The sequence below is a fragment of the Nocardioides sp. NPDC087217 genome (assembly GCF_044744805.1).
Lineage (GTDB): Bacteria > Actinomycetota > Actinomycetes > Propionibacteriales > Nocardioidaceae > Nocardioides.
Window position 1 is genome coordinate 620,339 of the sequence record NZ_JBIUZB010000002.1, and the last position, 16,169, is coordinate 636,507.

Sequence of the window (16,169 nt, forward strand, 5' to 3'; positions counted from 1 at the left end):
CGCCTCGCCAACACACTCACCCCGAGCGACCTCCTGCACTCCGCCGGCAGACGAAAGGACCGAGCATGACCTACGACAACGTCGAGATCCTCGGCATGATCGGCACCGCCGACGCCTCCGAGATCCGTCCGTCCGACGGCACCGTCATCGACCCCGACTACACCGCCCGCTTCGCCCAGGCACACGAGGAGGGCGGCTTCGACCGGGTCCTGATCGGCTACGGCTCCGGCTGGTCCGAGGGCACCCAGGTGGCCGCGTACGCCGCCGCCCGCACCGAGCGGCTCGGCCTGCTGATCGCGCACCGGCCCGGAGTCGTGCACCCGACCCTGGCCTCGCGCACGTTCACCACGCTCGACCAGTTCTCCAACGGTCGCGTCGCGCTCAACATCGTCACCGGCAGCAGCGACGTCGAGCAGCGGCGCGAGGGCGACTTCGTCCCCCACGACGAGAGGTACGCCCGCACCGACGAGTACCTCCAGATCCTCCGCGCCGCCTGGGACACCAAGGGCCCCCGGGACTTCGAGGGCGCCTACTACCGCTTCGAGGGCTTCACGCCCCAGGTCTTCCCCTATGCGGAGCGCCACCTGGAGCTCTTCTTCGGCGGCAGCTCCTCGGCGGCCTACGTCGTGGGGGCCAAGCACGCCGACACCTACATGCTCTGGGGCGAGCCCCTGAAGCAGACCGGCGAGCAGATCGCGACCATCACCGAGAAGGCGGCCGAGGCCGGACGTACGCAGCGCCCCCGGGTCTCGGTCTCCTTCCGGCCGATCCTCGGCAAGACCGACGAGGCCGCCTGGGAGCGCGCCCACAGCATCCTGGACACCGTGAACGGCGAGATCGGATCCCAGTTCAAGCAGAAGGTCAACAAGCTTCATCCGCAGGGCGCCGCCCCGGAGAACGCCGGCTCGCAGCGCCTGCTCGCGGTCGCGGAGACAGGCGACCTCCACGACCGCTGCCTGTGGACGCCGACCGCCAAGGCCGTCGGGGGAGGCGGAAACTCCACCGCCCTCGTCGGGTCACCGGAGACCGTGGCCGCCGCGATCCTCGACTACGTCGAGATCGGCGTGAACACCGTGCTCATCCGCGGCTACGACCCGCTCCAGGACGCCATCGACTACGGCCGCGACCTGCTCCCGCTGGTCCGCCAGGAGCTTGCCCACCGCGCCGCCCGGACCCGCGTCGCGATCTGAGCCTTCTTCGCGCCCCCGATCCACATCCTCCGACAGGAGCAGCACATGACCATCGTCACCGAGACCACCATCCCCACCGCCTGGGACGAGCCACCCGGGGGCACCCCGCGCGGCACCCTGATCGTGCTCACCGGACGCGGGGAGACCGCGACGACCTACCAGCGTTTCGGCAGACGGCTCGCCGCCGACGCCTACAGGGTGCGGCTCGTCGAGACCGACCTGAGCGACCTGGGTGCGGCCGGTGCCGAGATCGAACGACACCTGGCCGATGAGTCCCTGCCCGCGCCCAAGGTGCTGGTCGGCAGCGATGCGGGCGCCACCCTGGCCGCGACCGTGATCAACGACCTCGCCGTGGACGCAGCCGTCATCGCCGGGATCGCGCTGCCGGGATCGGCCACCGTCGACGACTGGGTGGACGAGGTCGAGGCCCGCAGCGCCTGCCCCGCCCACCGCAAGGTGATCGGGGAGGACGACGGCTTCGGCAGGGGAGCACTGAGCGCGAACCTTCCCGGCGAGTGGTCCGACCTGAGCCTCCCGGTTCCCGCGAAGCCCGTGCTGGTCGTTCACGGCGACGCCGACCCGGTCACGCCCGCCGAACAGGCGATGAAGGCGTACGCGGACGCACCCACGGTCCACCGCCGGCTCGTCGCCGACGGCCGCCACGACATCCTCAACGACGTCTCCCACCGCTCGGTCGCGGCCACGATCGTCACCTTCCTCGAGTCGCTCAAGCTCGGCAGCGACCTTCCTGCCATCGTCTACAAGACCTAGGAGACTCCCGATGACCGTCTCGCCCCTGTACACCAACCAGGACCTCGACCCCGCCGCCCTGCGCAAGGCGTTCGGCATCTTCCCGACCGGGGTGGTCGCCGTGGCCGCGCAGGTGGACGGTGGGCCGACCGGCCTGGCTGCCTCCTCCTTCACGAGCGTCAGCCTCGATCCTCCACTGGTCTCGTTCTCGGTCGCCGCGACCTCGAAGACGTGGCCCGACCTGCGCCGGGCCTCGCACCTGGGCGTCACCGTGCTGGCCGAGCACCAGGGCGAGGTCTGCCGCCGGCTGGCGGGACCCGTCGAGCATCGCTTCGACGGCGCGGCGTACACCGTGACCGAGGAGGGCGCCGTCGCACTCGACGATGGGCTGGCCCTCTTCGACTGCACGATCTACCGCGAGGTCGAGGCGGGCGACCACATCATCGTGCTGCTTCGACTGCATGCGGTGGCACATCCCGACGCCGGCAGCCCGCTGATCTTCCACCGCAGCGCATTCGGGCGGCTCGCGGACACCGCGTGAGACGCGGCGTCGCATTCGAGATCCGTGGCCCTCCGACCGAGTTTCAGTACCCGGTCCCTCGCTTGACCTGCTCCCGCTCGGACGGATGGGCGCCGCCCTTCTCGTCGAGCGTCGCGCAGGCGTCGGCGATGTCGCGGGTGAGCCGCTCGACCTGCTCGCGACTCATCGTCTCCTTGACCAGCGCGCGCATGATCTTCACGTTCTCCGCGTTGGGCGGCAGCGTGTACGCCGGCACCATCCAGCCGCGCTCGGCCGAGAGCTGCCAGGCAATGTCGGACTCGTCGTACGTCGTGCGGTCGCCGCTGAGCCGGAACGCTACGAGCGGAAGCTGCTCGAGGTCGTCGCCGATCACCTCGAACCTGCCGCTGTCGCGGAGGTTCTTCGCCAGCGCCTTGGCGTTCTGCTGCATCTGCTTCATCACGTACGTGTAGCCGTCGCGTCCCAGCCGGACGAAGTTGTAGTACTGCGCCAGCACCATCGCCGCACCCGTCGAGAAGTTCAGGGTGAAGGTCGCGTCGGTCTTGCCGAGGTAGTTCTCGTAGAACACCAGCTCCTCGGCGAGGTCGGACTTCTCGCGGAACACCAGCCAGCCGATCCCGGGGTAGACCAGCCCGTACTTGTGTCCGGAGACGTTGATCGAGCGGACCTGCTCGAGGCGGAAGTCCCAGGAGGAGTCGGGGTAGAGGAACGGCCAGACGAAGCCGCCGCTGGCCGCGTCGACGTGCAGCGGGATGTCCAGGCCCTTGTCGTTCTTGACGTCGAGCAGCAGCTGGTTGATCCCGACGACGTCGTCCATGTGCCCGGTGAACGTCGTGCCCAGAACGGCGACCACGCCGATGGTGTTCTCGTCGAGGTGGGCCGCGACGTCATCGGGGCCGATGGTGTACCTCTTCTCCTCGAGCGGGACGATCCGCGGCTCGACGTCGAAGTACCGGCAGAACTTCTCCCACACGACATGGACGTCGCCGCCGAACACCAGGTTGGGCCGGTCGACCGAGGCGTTCGCGGCCTGCCGGCGCTGCTTCCACTTCCACTTCAGGGACAGGGCGCCGAGCATGATCGCCTCCGACGAGCCCTGGGTGCGACAGCCGGTCGTCTCGCCGGGAGCGTGGTAGAGGTCGGCGAGCATCCGTACGCAGCGCTGCTCGATCTCGGCGGAGATCGGGTACTCCGCGTGGTCGATGAAGTTGCGGTGCAGGTTCTCGGCGATGATCCGCTGTGCCTCCGGCTCCATCCACGTGGTCACGAACGTCGCGAGGTTGCGTTGCGGGTCTCCTTCCATGACCAGGTCCTCGCCGATCAGGCGCAGCGCGTCGACGGGGCGCATTCCGGTCTCGGGGAAGGTGGTCGAGGGGGCTGCCTCGGTCAGGAACCGGTTGCCGTAGAGCCCTTCGGCCTCTGTGTCGCTGAGTCGTGTCATTGCTGAACCACCGTTCTTGTCGTAGTGGGTGTGTCGAATGCCTGGATAACCCCGCCGACCGCGAAGCACGCTGCCCCGGTGAACGTCCCCCAGTTGACGAGCCCGGTGTCGATCGCGCTCGAGGTCGCCGGGCGGGTGAAGGCGGCGATGCCGGCGAGGAAGAAGAGGACCGACCCGAGCTGGTTGACCGCGACGACCCACCAGCCGACGAGGTGGGTCAGCACCCGAATGTGCCCCGCGCCCACGTCGAGCATCGCCAGGTGACCGGAGACCAGGAAGCAGACGCAGCCGGTCATGTCGGGGAACCAGATCCACCCGTTGGACTGACGCGGCGTCAGACCTTCGGCGAAGGCGGCCACCAGGCTGATGGCGAAGAACAGCGTCCCCACGAACAGCACGAACGCGCTCAGCCAGCTGCGCGGGTGCGACCGGAAGCGCCACCAGGGCATGTGCTCGTCGGTGTTGTCGGCGAGCAGGATCGAGACGTAGCCGCCGAGCGTGAAGAAGCAGCCACCGACCAGGTACGTCACGTTGACGGTCGGCAGGCTGGCCACCCCGAGCTGGGCGAAAGCCGCCCCCAGGGCGAACAACGAGCCACCGAGGACGAAGGCGACGGCGGCGACGAGGTTGAGCCGGGTCGACCGACGCGTCAGTACCTGGTCCATCGCGGCGGCCACCCTCCCTCTCCCTACACACCGTCATCCTCGACGGGCCAGGTCGTGGCGTCCTCATCCGGTCTGGGTGAAATCCGTCGCCCCCGGATGCCGGAAACGCTCGTGCTCAGACCAGGCCGTGCTCGAAGGCGAAGGCCGTGGCGGCGGTGCGCGAGCGGACGTCGAGCTTGGTGAAGATGTTGGAGAGATGACGGGCGACGGTCTTCTCGCTGAGGACCAGGTCGGCGGCGATCTGGGCGTTGCTGCGGCCGGAGGCGACCAGGCGGAGGACCTCGGCCTCACGGGCGGTGAGGCCGGCGGGGAGGGACGCGGGGGCGAGCAGACCGTCGGCCTCGTCGGCGGCGGGCCGGGCGCCGATCTGGCGGAAGACCGTACGCGCCGCCTCGAGCTCACGCCGGGACGACTCGGTGTCGCCGACGCCGGCCAGTGCGCGCCCGGTCAGCAGCCGTGCCTGGCTCCGCTCGTAAGTGGCCTCGGCCCGCGCCCACAGCTGCTGGGCCTTGCGCAGGTAGGGGAGGGCACCGGCGGGGTCTCCCGCGGCGAGCTCGACCGCGCCGTGCGCGTGCGCGGCGGCGGCCTCGAGCCAGACGCAGCCGAAGTGTCCGGCGAGCCCGTCGAGCTCGTCCGCGACCTGTCGGGCCCGGTCGGTCTGGCCGGCACCGAGCAGCACCTCGACGGCGGCCGGCAGGAGCCGGCATCGCTGCACGGGACCACCGGTCTCCACCAGCAGCCGCTCGGTGGCGGCGAGCGCCGCCGCGCCCTGGCCGAGAGCCGACCAGAGCAGCGCGAGCCCGGGCTGCGGGTCGAACCCGCGGTCGGCGGCGCGCTCGTAGGCGGCGTCCGCCTCGGTGTAATCACCCCGCAGCCGGAGCACCTCGCCGGCCTCGTACGCCGCCAGCCCGGCCGCGTCCGGCGCGTGCACCTCCTGGTAGCGGCGGGTCGCGTGCTCGAACTCCTCCAGCGCCTGCTGCCACTCGCCGTGGAGCCGCAGCAGCTGGCCACGGTGGACCGCGCACTGGCCGGTGAACGTCAGCAGCCCGGGCTGGGCGGCGCACCAGCGTTCGAGGGCCGCGGTCCACTCCGCCACCCGGCCGAAGTCGCTGATCTCCTGGCAGCCCTCGATCGCGGTGCAGTAGACGTGGCCGGCCACGACCGGGGAGGCCTCGCCCGCGATCACCCGGATCATGGACTCGTCGAGCAGGGCGAGGCCGTCGGCGACCCGGCCGGAGTAGAGCGCCATCCGGCCCTGGGAGCAGAGCCCCAGCGCAGTGAGGTCCGGTTCGCCGTAGCGCCGGCCGCGCTCGGCGACCTTGTCGGCGAAGCCGCCCGCCGTGGCGAAGTCGCCGGCGCTCAGCGCCCGGAACATCCGCAGGAAGTCGACCCAGCCGAGCTCGACACCGTCGTCGAGGTCGGCGACCAGGCTCTCTGCCCGTGAGGTCCAGCCGCGGGCCAGGGCACTCTCCCCGTGCACATGGGCGGTCATCGTGATCCGGAAAGCACAGCGAACCGAGCGGCCGAGGTCGGCGGAGTCCTGGCTCTTGCGGAAGGCGCGGTGCAGGGCGCTGACCGTGTCGTCGTGGTGTCCGGTGAGCTCGGCGGCGACGGCGAAGTCCTCGAGCTCCTCGGCCGAGAGCACCTCCGGGTCGGCTCCCGACCAGGCTGCGTACGCCGCGCCCCAGTCACCGCGGACGAAGTCGGCGCGGGCGCTCTCCAGCTGGATGTCGGCCACGGCAGGCACCTCCACTGGAGAGCGTACTCGGATCAGGCGGCCAGTGAGTGGGGTGCGGACTGCCGCATCCGGGCGGTGACCCGGTCGGCGACCAGGGCAGCGTCGCGCCCCGCGCCCGCCAGGAGCATCGAGCTGAAGGCGTACTGGAAGCTGAGGCCGCAGAAGAACAGCCCCTCGGCCTCCGCCACCACGCCCCGCATCTCCCGCGGCCAGCCGTCCTCGTCGAGGACCGGGAGGTGGATCCAGTCGAAGGCCTGCCGGAAGCCGGTGGCCCACACGACGTTGGCGACCTCGCGCGGAGTGCCGTCGACCACGGGCAGCCCGTCGCTGACCTCCTCGACCCTCGAGGTGACCCGCTCGACGCCGCGGTCGGCCAGGTCCGAGCGCTTCACCCGCAGCATCGGCCCGCCGTGGCGCCGGACCTCGGGCATCTCCTTGCGACCGATCGGCGTACGCCGGGTGATGACGTGCCGCCACATGAACAGCAGCACGGGGAAGATCACGTGCATGACCGGCGACTCCAGGCGCGGCGGGATCTCGCCGCAGTCTCGGCCGGCCAGGATCGTCGGCCGGGACTCGGCGACCTCGAAGGCGATGTCGCAGCCGGAATGGCTGGCGCCGACGACGAGCACCGGGCCCTCGCGCAGCTGGCCGGGACGGCGGTACTCGCTGGAGTGGAGCTGCAGGATCGACGGGTCGAGCTGTCCGGAGATGGCCGGGACGTTCGGCGTACGGCCGAAGGAGCCGGTCGCCACCACGACGTTGTCGCAGGTCCAGGTGCCCCGGTCCGTCGTCACCCGGAAGCCGTCGCCGTGGCGCTCGAGTCCGATGACTCGGGTCTCGAGCCGCACCGGCAGCTCGAAGGTGCCGGCGTACGTCTCCAGGTAGTCGGCGACGTCGTCCTTTCCGGGGAACGACCATCTCTTCGCCGGGAACGCCATGCCCGGGAGGGAGTCGTACTTGGCAGGGGAGTAGAGCCGGAGCGAGTCCCACTGGCGCCGCCAGTTGTCGCCGACCCGTGCGTTCGCGTCGATGATCACGAACGGGCGGCCGCGGCGTCGCAGGTGGTAGCCGGTCGCCAGGCCGGCCTGGCCGGCGCCGATGATGATCGTCTCGATGTGTGTGGTGTCCATGCTGATGACGCTAGGTCCGCACCTCGCCGCGCCGCGTCGGTCGTACGGCGCATTCGCCTGCGGTGGGTACTGGGTCGATCTACCCATGGGCAGCTGCCGGGAATTCCGAGCACGGAGCGGCGAGTAGGGGCGATACTCGAGAGATGACGAACCAGCTTCCGGAAGACTTCAGCAAGCTCCCGCCGTCGGTGCCGTTGGAGGAGACGTTCGCCTACCAGCTCGAGGACCGGATCCCGCACGGCCCCGAAGGTGGCGGAGAGGCGGTTGACGGCGGTGGGGACGGCGACTGAGGAGTCTATGGAGCAGCCTCTGGAGCAGCGGCTGCGGGTGGCGATCATCGCCTGCCGCGAGAGCGTGTTCCCGGCGCACGCGACCCCGGCGGAGGTGTTCGACGGGCTGGCCGAGGCCTGCCGGGAGCTGGGGATCGAGGAGTGGGACGTCTATGCCGAGTGGGGGCCGGTGGCACGGCTGGAGGCGGAGGTCGGCGAGCTGCTCGGAAAGCCGGCGGCGTACTTCCCCTCGGGGGTGATGGCGCAGCAGGTGGCGCTGCGGATCCACGCAGACAACGCGGGCAACCGGCGGGTCGCGATGCCCGACCTCTCGCACCTGCTCGTCCACGAGGACGATGGGCCGAGGATCCTCCAGGACCTGCTGATCGAACACCTCACCACCGGGCGTACGACTCCGACGAAGGCTCACCTGGACGCCATCCCCGGGCCGCTGGCCGCATGTCTGGTCGAGATCCCGTTGCGCGACGCGGGCTGTCTGCTGCCGACCTTCGACGAGCTCGCGGAGCTGGCCGAGGCGTGCCGTGAGCGCGGGATCGCGTTCCATCTTGACGGCGCCCGGATCTGGGAGTCGCAGCAGTGGTTCGGCAAGCCGCTGGCGGACATCGCCGGCCTCGCGGACACCGTCTACACCAGCTTCTACAAGGGTCTCGGCGGGCTCGCCGGCGCGGCGCTGCTGGGCGATGAGGACTTCGTCGCGCAGGCGCGGCTGTGGCGGCACCGGATGGGTGGCACCCTCTACCGGTCCACCGCCGAGGCGGTCGCCGCGCTGGTCGGCCTGCGGGACCGGCTCCCGCACATCGGCCAGTGCGTGATCTGGGGGAGGGCGCTGGCCGCCGCGCTTCCGTCGTACATCACCGTCCAGCCACCCGTGCCGCACACCAACACCTTCCTGCTGTACGCCGCCGGCGACCCGGACCAGGTCAACACCCGTCTCCTCGCCGAGCTGGAGGAGCAGTCGCTCGCGTTCAGCAGACCCTGGACGGCGGCCGAGGAGCCGGGTCGGATGGTGACCGAGATGACGGTCGGCCAGGGCGCCCTCGGCCTGGATCCCTCGACCGTCGCCGGCCACCTCGCCGCGCTGCTGGACTGAGGCCCGGGCCCTGTGCCTCACCCGTCTCGGGTGGTGTGCCGGGGACCGTCCGGTTCCTACGCTCGACGCATCGCGATGCAGACGGAGCCGAGCGCGGCAACCCGTCACCCCACGCTTCTACCGGAGGATGTTGAGAGATGGGCTCCCATCAGGCCGAGACCTCAGCGACCGCCAGGACCGGGCAGGTGCTCGTCACCGGCGGTCTGGACCTGGCGGGCAGCGACCGCTTCTACCCCGAGGAGCGCCCGGTGGTCGAGGTCGCCGTGGGTGATGTGTGGTGGGATCCGCACCCGGTGACGAACGCGCAGTTCGCGGCCTTCGTGGCTGATACCGGGCATGTCACCGTCGCCGAGCGTGATCTCGACCCCGCCGACTTCCCGGGTGCCGACCCGGCGCTGCTGGTGCCCGGATCGCAGGTGTTCACCCAGGCGCCCGGTCCGGTCCCGTTGCACGACTGGACCCGGTGGTGGCGCTGGCAGCCCGGCGCCCAGTGGCGCCATCCCGACGGCCCCGCAGTAGACGTGGGGAGCCGGCCGGGACGCCAGGTGGCGGACTGGACCGAGATCCCGGACCACCCGGTCGTGCACGTCGGCTGGGAGGATGCCGTGGCGTACGCCCGCTGGGCGGGCAAGGAGCTTCCGACCGAGGCCGAGTGGGAGCACGCCGCGCGCGGTGGCCTCGTCGGCGCCGACTACGCGTGGGGTGACGAGCTCGCCCCGGGCGGGCGCCTGATGGCGAACACCTGGCAGGGACAGTGGCCGTGGCGCAGCGAAGACCCGCGCGGCCACGACCGCACCAGCCCGGTCGCCTCCTACCCGCCGAACGGGCATGGCCTCTACGACATGGTCGGCAACGTGTGGGAATGGACCGGCACTCCGTGGACGCCCGACCATCGTGACCTGATCGCCCCAGCTCACGGCAGGGCTGGCTCGGGTGCGTCCTCGCGGCAGGCCGGCGTCGCTGTGCCCTCCTGCTGCGGTGGCAGCCAACGCCCCGGCACCGGCGCCGACAAGGTCAAGGAGACCGATCGGATGGTGACGAAGGGCGGGTCGCACCTGTGCTCGCCGCAGTACTGCCGCCGCTACCGGCCGGCCGCGCGCCAGGGGCACGGGGTGCGGGACACGACGTCGCACGTCGGGTTCCGCTGCGTCGTACGCGAACCGACCTCGCGGCCACTCGTTCGGTGATATTTTTGGGCGACCACCGAAGTCCTACTGAAGGGCAGTTTCATGTCGGTTCAGTTCGAAGTGCGCATCGATGGAATGACCTGTCACCGCTGTGTCGAGACCGTGACGAGCGCTCTCGGTGGCCTGGAGGGCGTCGAGGGGGTCGTGGTCGACCTGAACCCGGGAGCCGTGTCCAGCGCCCGCGTCACCGCCGACGGTCCGCTCGAACCGAGGGTCGTCAGATCCACGCTCGCCAAGGCCGGATTCACGATCGCTCGCGAACCCTGACCGGCCGAGGAGTCGTCCGTGCCCGGCCTCGGCTCCCGTCAGCACTTTCCGGCCCTCACCGCCGAACCTGATCTCGTCTACCTCGACGCCGCGTCCGGCACCCCCTGTCCCGAACCGGTCATCGCCCAGCTCACCGCCGAGCTGCGCGGGCCTGCAGCCAACCCCGGCAGGGGCGGACACCCGTGGGCCCGGGACGCGCTGCGCCGCTTCGAGGAGGCCCGCGCCACCGTCGCCGCGTTCCTCGGCGCCTCGTTCCCCGACGAGGTCGCCTTCACCCGCGGTGCCACCGGCGCGATGACGTTCCTCGCCGACCGCTGGGCGCCCGCGGCGCTCGCGAACGGCGGGGACATCCTCTACTGCCCCGGCGACCACCTCTCGACGGTTCGGCCGTGGCTCCGGCTCGCCGAGCGGATGCGGCACCAGGGCGTCCGGGCGGTGGCGTACCGCCGCGACCGGCTGGGGCGCATCGACCCCGACGACTTCGCCCGTGCTGCGAGCGACCGCACCGCGGTCGTCGTCGCCACCGACGTCCACAATCTCCACGGCACCCGGGCCGACCTCGACGCCCTGGCGATCCCGCAGGCAGCGACGATCTGTCTCGACTGCTCCCAGAGCGCCGGGCGGCTGCCCCTGCGTCTGGCCGAGTCCCGGGCGGAGCTCGCCGTCGTCTCGGGCCACAAGATGTTCGGGCCTCCCGGGACGGGCACGGTCTATGTACGCCGGGGTCAGCATCATCGGATCGCGGTCGACCGCGCGGCCGCTCGGAGCGGGCCGGCGCGACACGTCTCGCCGCTGACCGACGCCGCCGAGGAGGGCAGCCTCGACGGCACCGGCGCCGCGGGGCTCGCTAGCGCCACCGCGTTCCTCGACACCATCGGCCTCGACCGCGTCGGCGGCCACCTCACCACCCTCGCCGCCCGGTTCGCCGACGGCGCCTCCCGGATCGGCGGCGTCACCCTCCTCGGGCCGCCGGTCGACGCGGGCAGACCGCACAGCGGCATCGCCGCCTTCGCCCTCGACGGCCAGGCGGGCGCCGACGTGGCCTTCGCGCTCGAACGCCGCGGCGTGTACGTACGCGCGGGCGACCACTGTCTGGACGGGCCGCGGGAGGACGCGGTCCGGGTGAGCTTCCACCTGTACAACGACGAGAACGACGTCGACCGACTCCTGCAGGGCCTCGCCGCCGCTGCCGAAAGGGACTGACACGTGCAGAACGAAGGGATCAGGTACGACCGCGCCGCCGCCGCCCGCATCCTGGCCGAGGTGGCAGGTGCCGACTTCCTGACCGTCCCCGCCCCGGCGGTGGCCGAGGTGTCGGTGGACTACCGCGTCGAGGAGCTCCGCCCGGAACCCGGGGGACCGCTGACGACCGGACAGCGGCGCTACCTCGAGTCCTTCATGCGGCCGTGCCGACCCGACCAGGTGGTGAGCGCCACCCACCGCATCACCTGGCGCGACTCCCGCGGGATCGCGAACAGTGGCCACATCGGACCGGGCCCGCTCGGCCCGGTGCTGCCGATCGCCGCCAGGGAGGCAGTGATCGCGGTCGGTGACGCGATCGCGGCCGCCGACCGCGTCACCGCGCGTTCGGACGCGCTCGGTGAAGACGCGCTCGACGTCCTGGCTGACACCACCACCGACCAGGAGCCCGCCGAGATCTTCCGCGTCGGGGCCGAGGCCGCCGGCCGCGCGCTCGTCCAGCACGGCATGCTCGCCGGACAGGTCGGGATCGAGGACCCGGTCGAGTTCGCCGAGGCGATGTTGGACTCCGGGCTCTACGGCACGGTGGCCTCGACCTGGTTCTGGGAGCTGCAGGCCTCCACCTACCGCAGAGGCATGATCCCCGCGAGCCTGGAGGGGACCGGCGGCCGGCTGCGCTATACCCCCGACACCGTCGCGCTGCTCGCCGAGATGAAGCGCCGCACCATCGCCGACGCCCACGAGGTCATGGACCACGCCCGCGAGGAGGGCCTGGGGGTGCGTGCCGCCATCCAGCGCTACCACGTCGAGCTCGACCAGATCTCGCGACAGTACGCCCTCCTGCCGGCAGGGGAGCGGCCCGTCTGCCTCGGGCAGCGGGCCCATCAGGTCGACGGGCAGCGCGTCCAGCCCCTCGCGGCCGTCGCCGAGGCGCTCACCGGCGCGTTCCGGTCCGCGGTCGAGTCGGTGCGGATCGCCGAGGCGCCAGGACCGGCCGCGGGGGAGGGACGGTTCGCGGCGGGGGAGCAGGAGTTCGGGGTCCCGGACATGACCTGCCGGCACTGTCGGGTGACGATCACCGCCGTCTTCGACGCCCAGGCGGCCGAGCTGATCGAGGTGGATCTGCACGGGAAGCGGGTGCGGGCCAGGTTCACCGACGCCGGTCAGCGCGACCGGGTCTTCGCCGACCTGCGCGACTCCGGCTACACGGTGGCCGACGGGTGAGCGTTCGCTACCCGCTTCCCGCCGCGCGGCACCCGATCGCCGCCTGCTTCCTCGACGACGCTGCCGCGGTGGGCGAGGCGACCGAACGGTTCGGGTCGCCGCTCCACGTGGTCTTTCCCCAGGTCATGGCCGAGAACGCGACTGCGATTGCGGGGGTGCTACGGCGTCACGGCGTGCCGTACGACATCTTCTACGCGCACAAGGTGAACGCCTCGACCGCACTGCTCGCCAAGGCCTGCGCCGCCGGGCTCGGCGCGGACGTGGCCTCCGCGGCCGAGCTCGACCGGGCCCTGGCCGCGGGGTTCGCGCCGGACCGGATCGAGGCGACGGGTCCGAAGTCGCCGGCGTTCATCGACCGGATCGCCGAGCTCGGGGTCACCGCCAACGCCGACGACCTCTGGGAGCTCGACCGGCTCGCCGCCGCCGCGCCGGCCGGCAGCGCCGTCCCGGTCCTGCTGCGGCTCTCCGGATTCGTCTCGCCGGCGGTGCCGCATTCCCGGTTCGGCATCGATCTCGCCGACGCCGACGCTGCCCTCGAGACCGTACGCCGCGCCCCCGGCCTCGACCTGCGCGGTATCGCGTTCCACCTCGACACGGCCGACCCGGCTGCCCGGGTGGACGCGCTGACCGAGTCGATGGCGGTCGTGGCCGCCGCCCACCGGAAGGGCCTACGGCCGTCGGTGATCGACATCGGCGGTGGGTTCCGCCAGCGCTTCGTCGAGGACCCCGAGCCGTTCCAGCGGTATTCACAGGCGGTTGCCACCGGACCGGGGGAGCTGGTGTGGCCCGGTCACGACCTCGGGCTCCGGCGAGCGGGCGCAGTGGCCGGGGCACCAGCCGCACACAAGTACGGCAACCATCGCCCCGCCACCGACGTCCTGGAGCGGTTCCTGGCCGCCGAGATCGAGCGGCGCCCCGTCGCCGAGGTCCTGCGCGAGTGCATGCTGACGCTGTGGATCGAACCGGGCAAGGCCCTGGTCGACCATGCCGGGATCACGCTGGCCTCGGTGCTCTACCGCAAGCGCGCCGCCGGGAACGACCTGGTCGTGCTCGACCTCTCCCGCAACCAGGTCACCCCCGCCGACCAGGAGGTCCTGCTGGACCCGGTGCTCGTCGATGCGCATCGTGAGCCGCCGGGGGAGGGAGTCTTCCTCGCCGGCCGGCTGTGCCTGGAGTCGGACCTGGTCAGCCGCCGCAAGGTGTTCCTGGATTCCGAACCGAGCAGCGGCGACGTACTCGCGTTCGTCAACACCGCCGCCTATCAGATGGACCTGTCGGCCTCCTCCGCCGGCGGGCACCCGCCGCCGCCCAAGGTCGCGGCGGTCCTGGAGGGCGGACGGTTCACCTTCGTCGCCGACGACCACCACGGGAGCTGACCATGCGATACGACAGCGTGCTCGACATGATCGGCGACACCCCGCTGCTGCGGCTCGATCCGGCCGCCCACGGTGTGCCCGAGGCCGAGATCTTCCTGAAGCTGGAGTCGGCGAACCCGTTCGGCTCCGTCAAGGACCGGGTGGCCTGGGCGCTGCTGCGCGACCACATCGGATCGATCGTCGAGGACGAGCAGGTCGTCCTCGAGGCATCGAGCGGCAACACCGCGAAGGCGCTCCAGGTCATCGCCTCGATGCACGGCGTCCGGTTCCGGGCCTTCACCAACCGGGTCCGGGTGCGGGAGGTCCGCGAGATGCTGTCGCTGCTCGGCGCCGAGGTGACCGAGATGCCCGGACTCTCGGAGTGCCCGGACCCGACCGCGCCCAACGACGTGTTCGGGGTGATCGGCGACCTCATGGAGGATGAGCCCGGCCGCTACCACCACACCTCGCAGTACACCAACGAGGACAACCTGCGAGCCCACTACGAGCAGACCGGTCGCGAGATCTACCGCGACGCCGGCCCGGTCGACCTGCTCGTGGGCGGGCTCGGCACCACCGGCTCCACCCGAGGGGCCGCGACGTACCTGCGCGAGCGCAACCCGGAGACCGCCGTGGTCGGCGTCGTCGCCGCCGAAGGTGACTTCATCCCCGGCATCCGCTCGGCGGCGGAGATGTGGGAGGTCGGTCTCTTCGATCCCGGCTTCTACGACGCGATCGCCGCCGTCGACTCGGCCGACGCGATCTCCGCCAGCCTCGAGCTCGCCACCCGGCACGGCGTGCTCGCCGGCCCCACCACCGGGGCCGCCTACGCCGCTGCCCGGGAACGGCTCCTGTCCGGCCCCGGCGGCCCGGTCACAGCGGTCGTGATCGCGTGCGACCGGATGGAGCCGTACCTCTCCTACTACCGCCACCGCCGTCCTGACCTGTTCGGGGCTGCCGGACCGGCTCCTGCCGATGAGGCACCTTCGGCCGCCCCCGAGGAGCTCGAGGCCTGGACCGCCGCGGGCGAGCACGTGGTCGTCGTGGACGTACGCACGGCCCTGGCGTTCCAGGCCGGCCACATCCCAGGGGCGATCAACCTCCGCGACGACCTGCTCGAGCAGGTCCTGGAGGCGGGGATGCCGTTCTCCGAGGCGTCCCGGGTGGTCTTCGCCTGCCCGACGGGTGACAGGTCGGCACGGTTCGCCGCCCGGGCCGCCGCGACCGGTCGCCGGGCCTACAACCTCGAGGGCGGCGTGCTCGGCTGGCGCGACAGCGGCCGGCCGCTCGCGGGTGTCTGACCCAGTTCGTACGCCGCAGCCGGCCCTCAGGCGGGAAGCAGGACGAGCATCGTGCCCATCCCGGCAGCCATCAGCCCGTGGCCCAGGGCCGGCAGGCGGTGCTCGCGCACCGCCGTCGCACGCACCAGCCACCAGAGCACCCCGGCCGCGCAGACCACGACGAAACCCGAGTTGACCGCGATCGCCCAGCCCGGAGCGTGCCCGGCCGGTGCGATCGCTGCCGCGCTGCCGTGGCCCGCATGACCTTCGAGACCGCCCACGTCAGCCATCAGCAGCGGCATCGCGGCGAGCATCCAGATCATCGCGGCGTTGAGAGCGAGATGTCCGACCACGTCAGCACGCCGCGCCCTGTCGCTCGCGCCCCGCAGAGCCGGCACGAGGGCCATGGTCAGCACCGCGAAGATCGCAACCTGGGCCCAGACCGCGGCGTCCGAGACGATCACCCAGATCATCAGGATCATCGCCGCGCTCATCGCGGCGTGGTTGAGGTGGAGAACGGTCTCCCCGCCCGATGGTGGGCAGACCACGAGAATCCAGATCCCCGCGGTGCCCGTGAGCACGAAGGCCACAGTCAGCAGAAGGTCCCAGGGAGGATCGACCACACCTCCAACGTACCGTTCACACGCGTCGGATGAGGCCGGTTGCCATGATCGGTGCCGCGGACCGGCAAACCCCCGGCCGAGGCGTCAGGTACGTCGGGGGGGGGGGGGGCCCCGGGGGCCCCCCCCCCCCCCCCCCGGGCCCGCGGGGGGGGGGGGGGGGGGGGCGGGCGCCCCGGGGGGGGGCGCCCCCCCCCCGGGCGGGGCCGGGCGCCCCCC

The 16,169-nt window shown here is 71.8% G+C and carries 16 protein-coding genes; 11 read left to right on the forward strand and 5 right to left on the reverse strand.

Features of this window, described 5'->3' with window-relative positions; translation table 11 throughout:
- Window positions 1-65: 65 nt before the first annotated feature.
- Genes ACIO3S_RS10310 through ACIO3S_RS10320 form a run of 3 tightly spaced genes read left to right on the forward strand, consistent with a single transcriptional unit; the run spans window position 66 to window position 2,481 of the window.
- The gene (locus tag ACIO3S_RS10310) at window positions 66-1,190 is read left to right on the forward strand and encodes an LLM class flavin-dependent oxidoreductase (protein ID WP_400462602.1); all 1,125 of its coding nucleotides are present in this window, start codon (window positions 66-68) and stop codon (window positions 1,188-1,190) included.
- A 45-nt stretch (window positions 1,191-1,235) separates the two neighbouring features.
- Complete coding sequence (locus tag ACIO3S_RS10315; RefSeq protein WP_400462605.1) at window positions 1,236-1,961, forward strand: alpha/beta hydrolase; 726 nt, start codon at window positions 1,236-1,238, stop codon at window positions 1,959-1,961.
- Window positions 1,962-1,971: 10 nt separating this feature from the next.
- Window positions 1,972-2,481 carry a flavin reductase family protein gene (locus ACIO3S_RS10320; RefSeq protein WP_400462607.1) on the forward strand — a complete coding sequence of 170 codons (510 nt, stop codon included), beginning with the start codon at window positions 1,972-1,974 and terminating at the stop codon, window positions 2,479-2,481.
- A gap of 43 nt (window positions 2,482-2,524) precedes the next feature.
- Here the strand turns inward: ACIO3S_RS10320 and ACIO3S_RS10325 are convergent, their stop codons facing one another.
- The 4 genes from ACIO3S_RS10325 to ACIO3S_RS10340 all read right to left on the reverse strand — a co-directional run bounded on the left by ACIO3S_RS10325 (window position 2,525) and on the right by ACIO3S_RS10340 (window position 7,437).
- Window positions 2,525-3,901: a glutamate decarboxylase gene (locus ACIO3S_RS10325; RefSeq protein WP_400462610.1), complete on the reverse strand. Its 1,377-nt coding sequence runs from the start codon at window positions 3,899-3,901 to the stop codon at window positions 2,525-2,527.
- Window positions 3,898-4,566: a hypothetical protein gene (locus ACIO3S_RS10330; protein ID WP_400462613.1), complete on the reverse strand. Its 669-nt coding sequence runs from the start codon at window positions 4,564-4,566 to the stop codon at window positions 3,898-3,900. The genes ACIO3S_RS10325 and ACIO3S_RS10330 overlap by 4 nt, the downstream gene beginning before the upstream one ends.
- A gap of 115 nt (window positions 4,567-4,681) precedes the next feature.
- Complete coding sequence (locus tag ACIO3S_RS10335) at window positions 4,682-6,304, reverse strand: LuxR C-terminal-related transcriptional regulator (protein WP_400462616.1); 1,623 nt, start codon at window positions 6,302-6,304, stop codon at window positions 4,682-4,684.
- Window positions 6,305-6,336: 32 nt separating this feature from the next.
- Window positions 6,337-7,437, reverse strand: coding sequence for a flavin-containing monooxygenase (locus ACIO3S_RS10340; protein WP_400462619.1), 1,101 nt, complete (start codon window positions 7,435-7,437; stop codon window positions 6,337-6,339).
- Window positions 7,438-7,580: 143 nt separating this feature from the next.
- On the opposite strand from ACIO3S_RS10340, the gene ACIO3S_RS10345 reads away from it, so the two are divergent.
- From ACIO3S_RS10345 to ACIO3S_RS10380, 8 genes are all read left to right on the forward strand, one after another.
- Window positions 7,581-7,727: a hypothetical protein gene (locus ACIO3S_RS10345; RefSeq protein WP_400462622.1), complete on the forward strand. Its 147-nt coding sequence runs from the start codon at window positions 7,581-7,583 to the stop codon at window positions 7,725-7,727.
- Between the two features lie 7 nt (window positions 7,728-7,734).
- Window positions 7,735-8,817, forward strand: a complete 1,083-nt coding sequence (locus ACIO3S_RS10350; protein WP_400462625.1) for a threonine aldolase family protein — start codon at window positions 7,735-7,737, stop codon at window positions 8,815-8,817.
- Window positions 8,818-8,954: 137 nt separating this feature from the next.
- Window positions 8,955-10,004: a formylglycine-generating enzyme family protein gene (locus ACIO3S_RS10355; protein ID WP_400462628.1), complete on the forward strand. Its 1,050-nt coding sequence runs from the start codon at window positions 8,955-8,957 to the stop codon at window positions 10,002-10,004.
- Between the two features lie 42 nt (window positions 10,005-10,046).
- Complete coding sequence (locus ACIO3S_RS10360; RefSeq protein WP_160023692.1) at window positions 10,047-10,271, forward strand: heavy metal-associated domain-containing protein; 225 nt, start codon at window positions 10,047-10,049, stop codon at window positions 10,269-10,271.
- 18 nt (window positions 10,272-10,289) lie between these two features.
- Entirely contained in the window at window positions 10,290-11,474 is a 1,185-nt protein-coding gene (locus ACIO3S_RS10365) for an aminotransferase class V-fold PLP-dependent enzyme (RefSeq protein ID WP_400462631.1), read from the forward strand.
- 3 nt (window positions 11,475-11,477) lie between these two features.
- Complete coding sequence (locus tag ACIO3S_RS10370; protein WP_400462634.1) at window positions 11,478-12,695, forward strand: copper chaperone; 1,218 nt, start codon at window positions 11,478-11,480, stop codon at window positions 12,693-12,695.
- Window positions 12,692-14,071, forward strand: coding sequence for an alanine racemase (locus ACIO3S_RS10375; protein WP_400462637.1), 1,380 nt, complete (start codon window positions 12,692-12,694; stop codon window positions 14,069-14,071). Before ACIO3S_RS10370 ends, ACIO3S_RS10375 begins: the two co-directional genes overlap by 4 nt.
- Window positions 14,072-14,073: 2 nt before the next feature.
- On the forward strand, window positions 14,074-15,351 hold the full coding sequence (locus ACIO3S_RS10380; protein WP_400462640.1) for a pyridoxal-phosphate dependent enzyme: 1,278 nt from the start codon (window positions 14,074-14,076) through the stop codon (window positions 15,349-15,351).
- 26 nt (window positions 15,352-15,377) lie between these two features.
- Here the strand turns inward: ACIO3S_RS10380 and ACIO3S_RS10385 are convergent, their stop codons facing one another.
- Window positions 15,378-15,953 carry a DUF5134 domain-containing protein gene (locus tag ACIO3S_RS10385; RefSeq protein WP_400462641.1) on the reverse strand — a complete coding sequence of 192 codons (576 nt, stop codon included), beginning with the start codon at window positions 15,951-15,953 and terminating at the stop codon, window positions 15,378-15,380.
- Window positions 15,954-16,169: the final 216 nt, after the last annotated feature.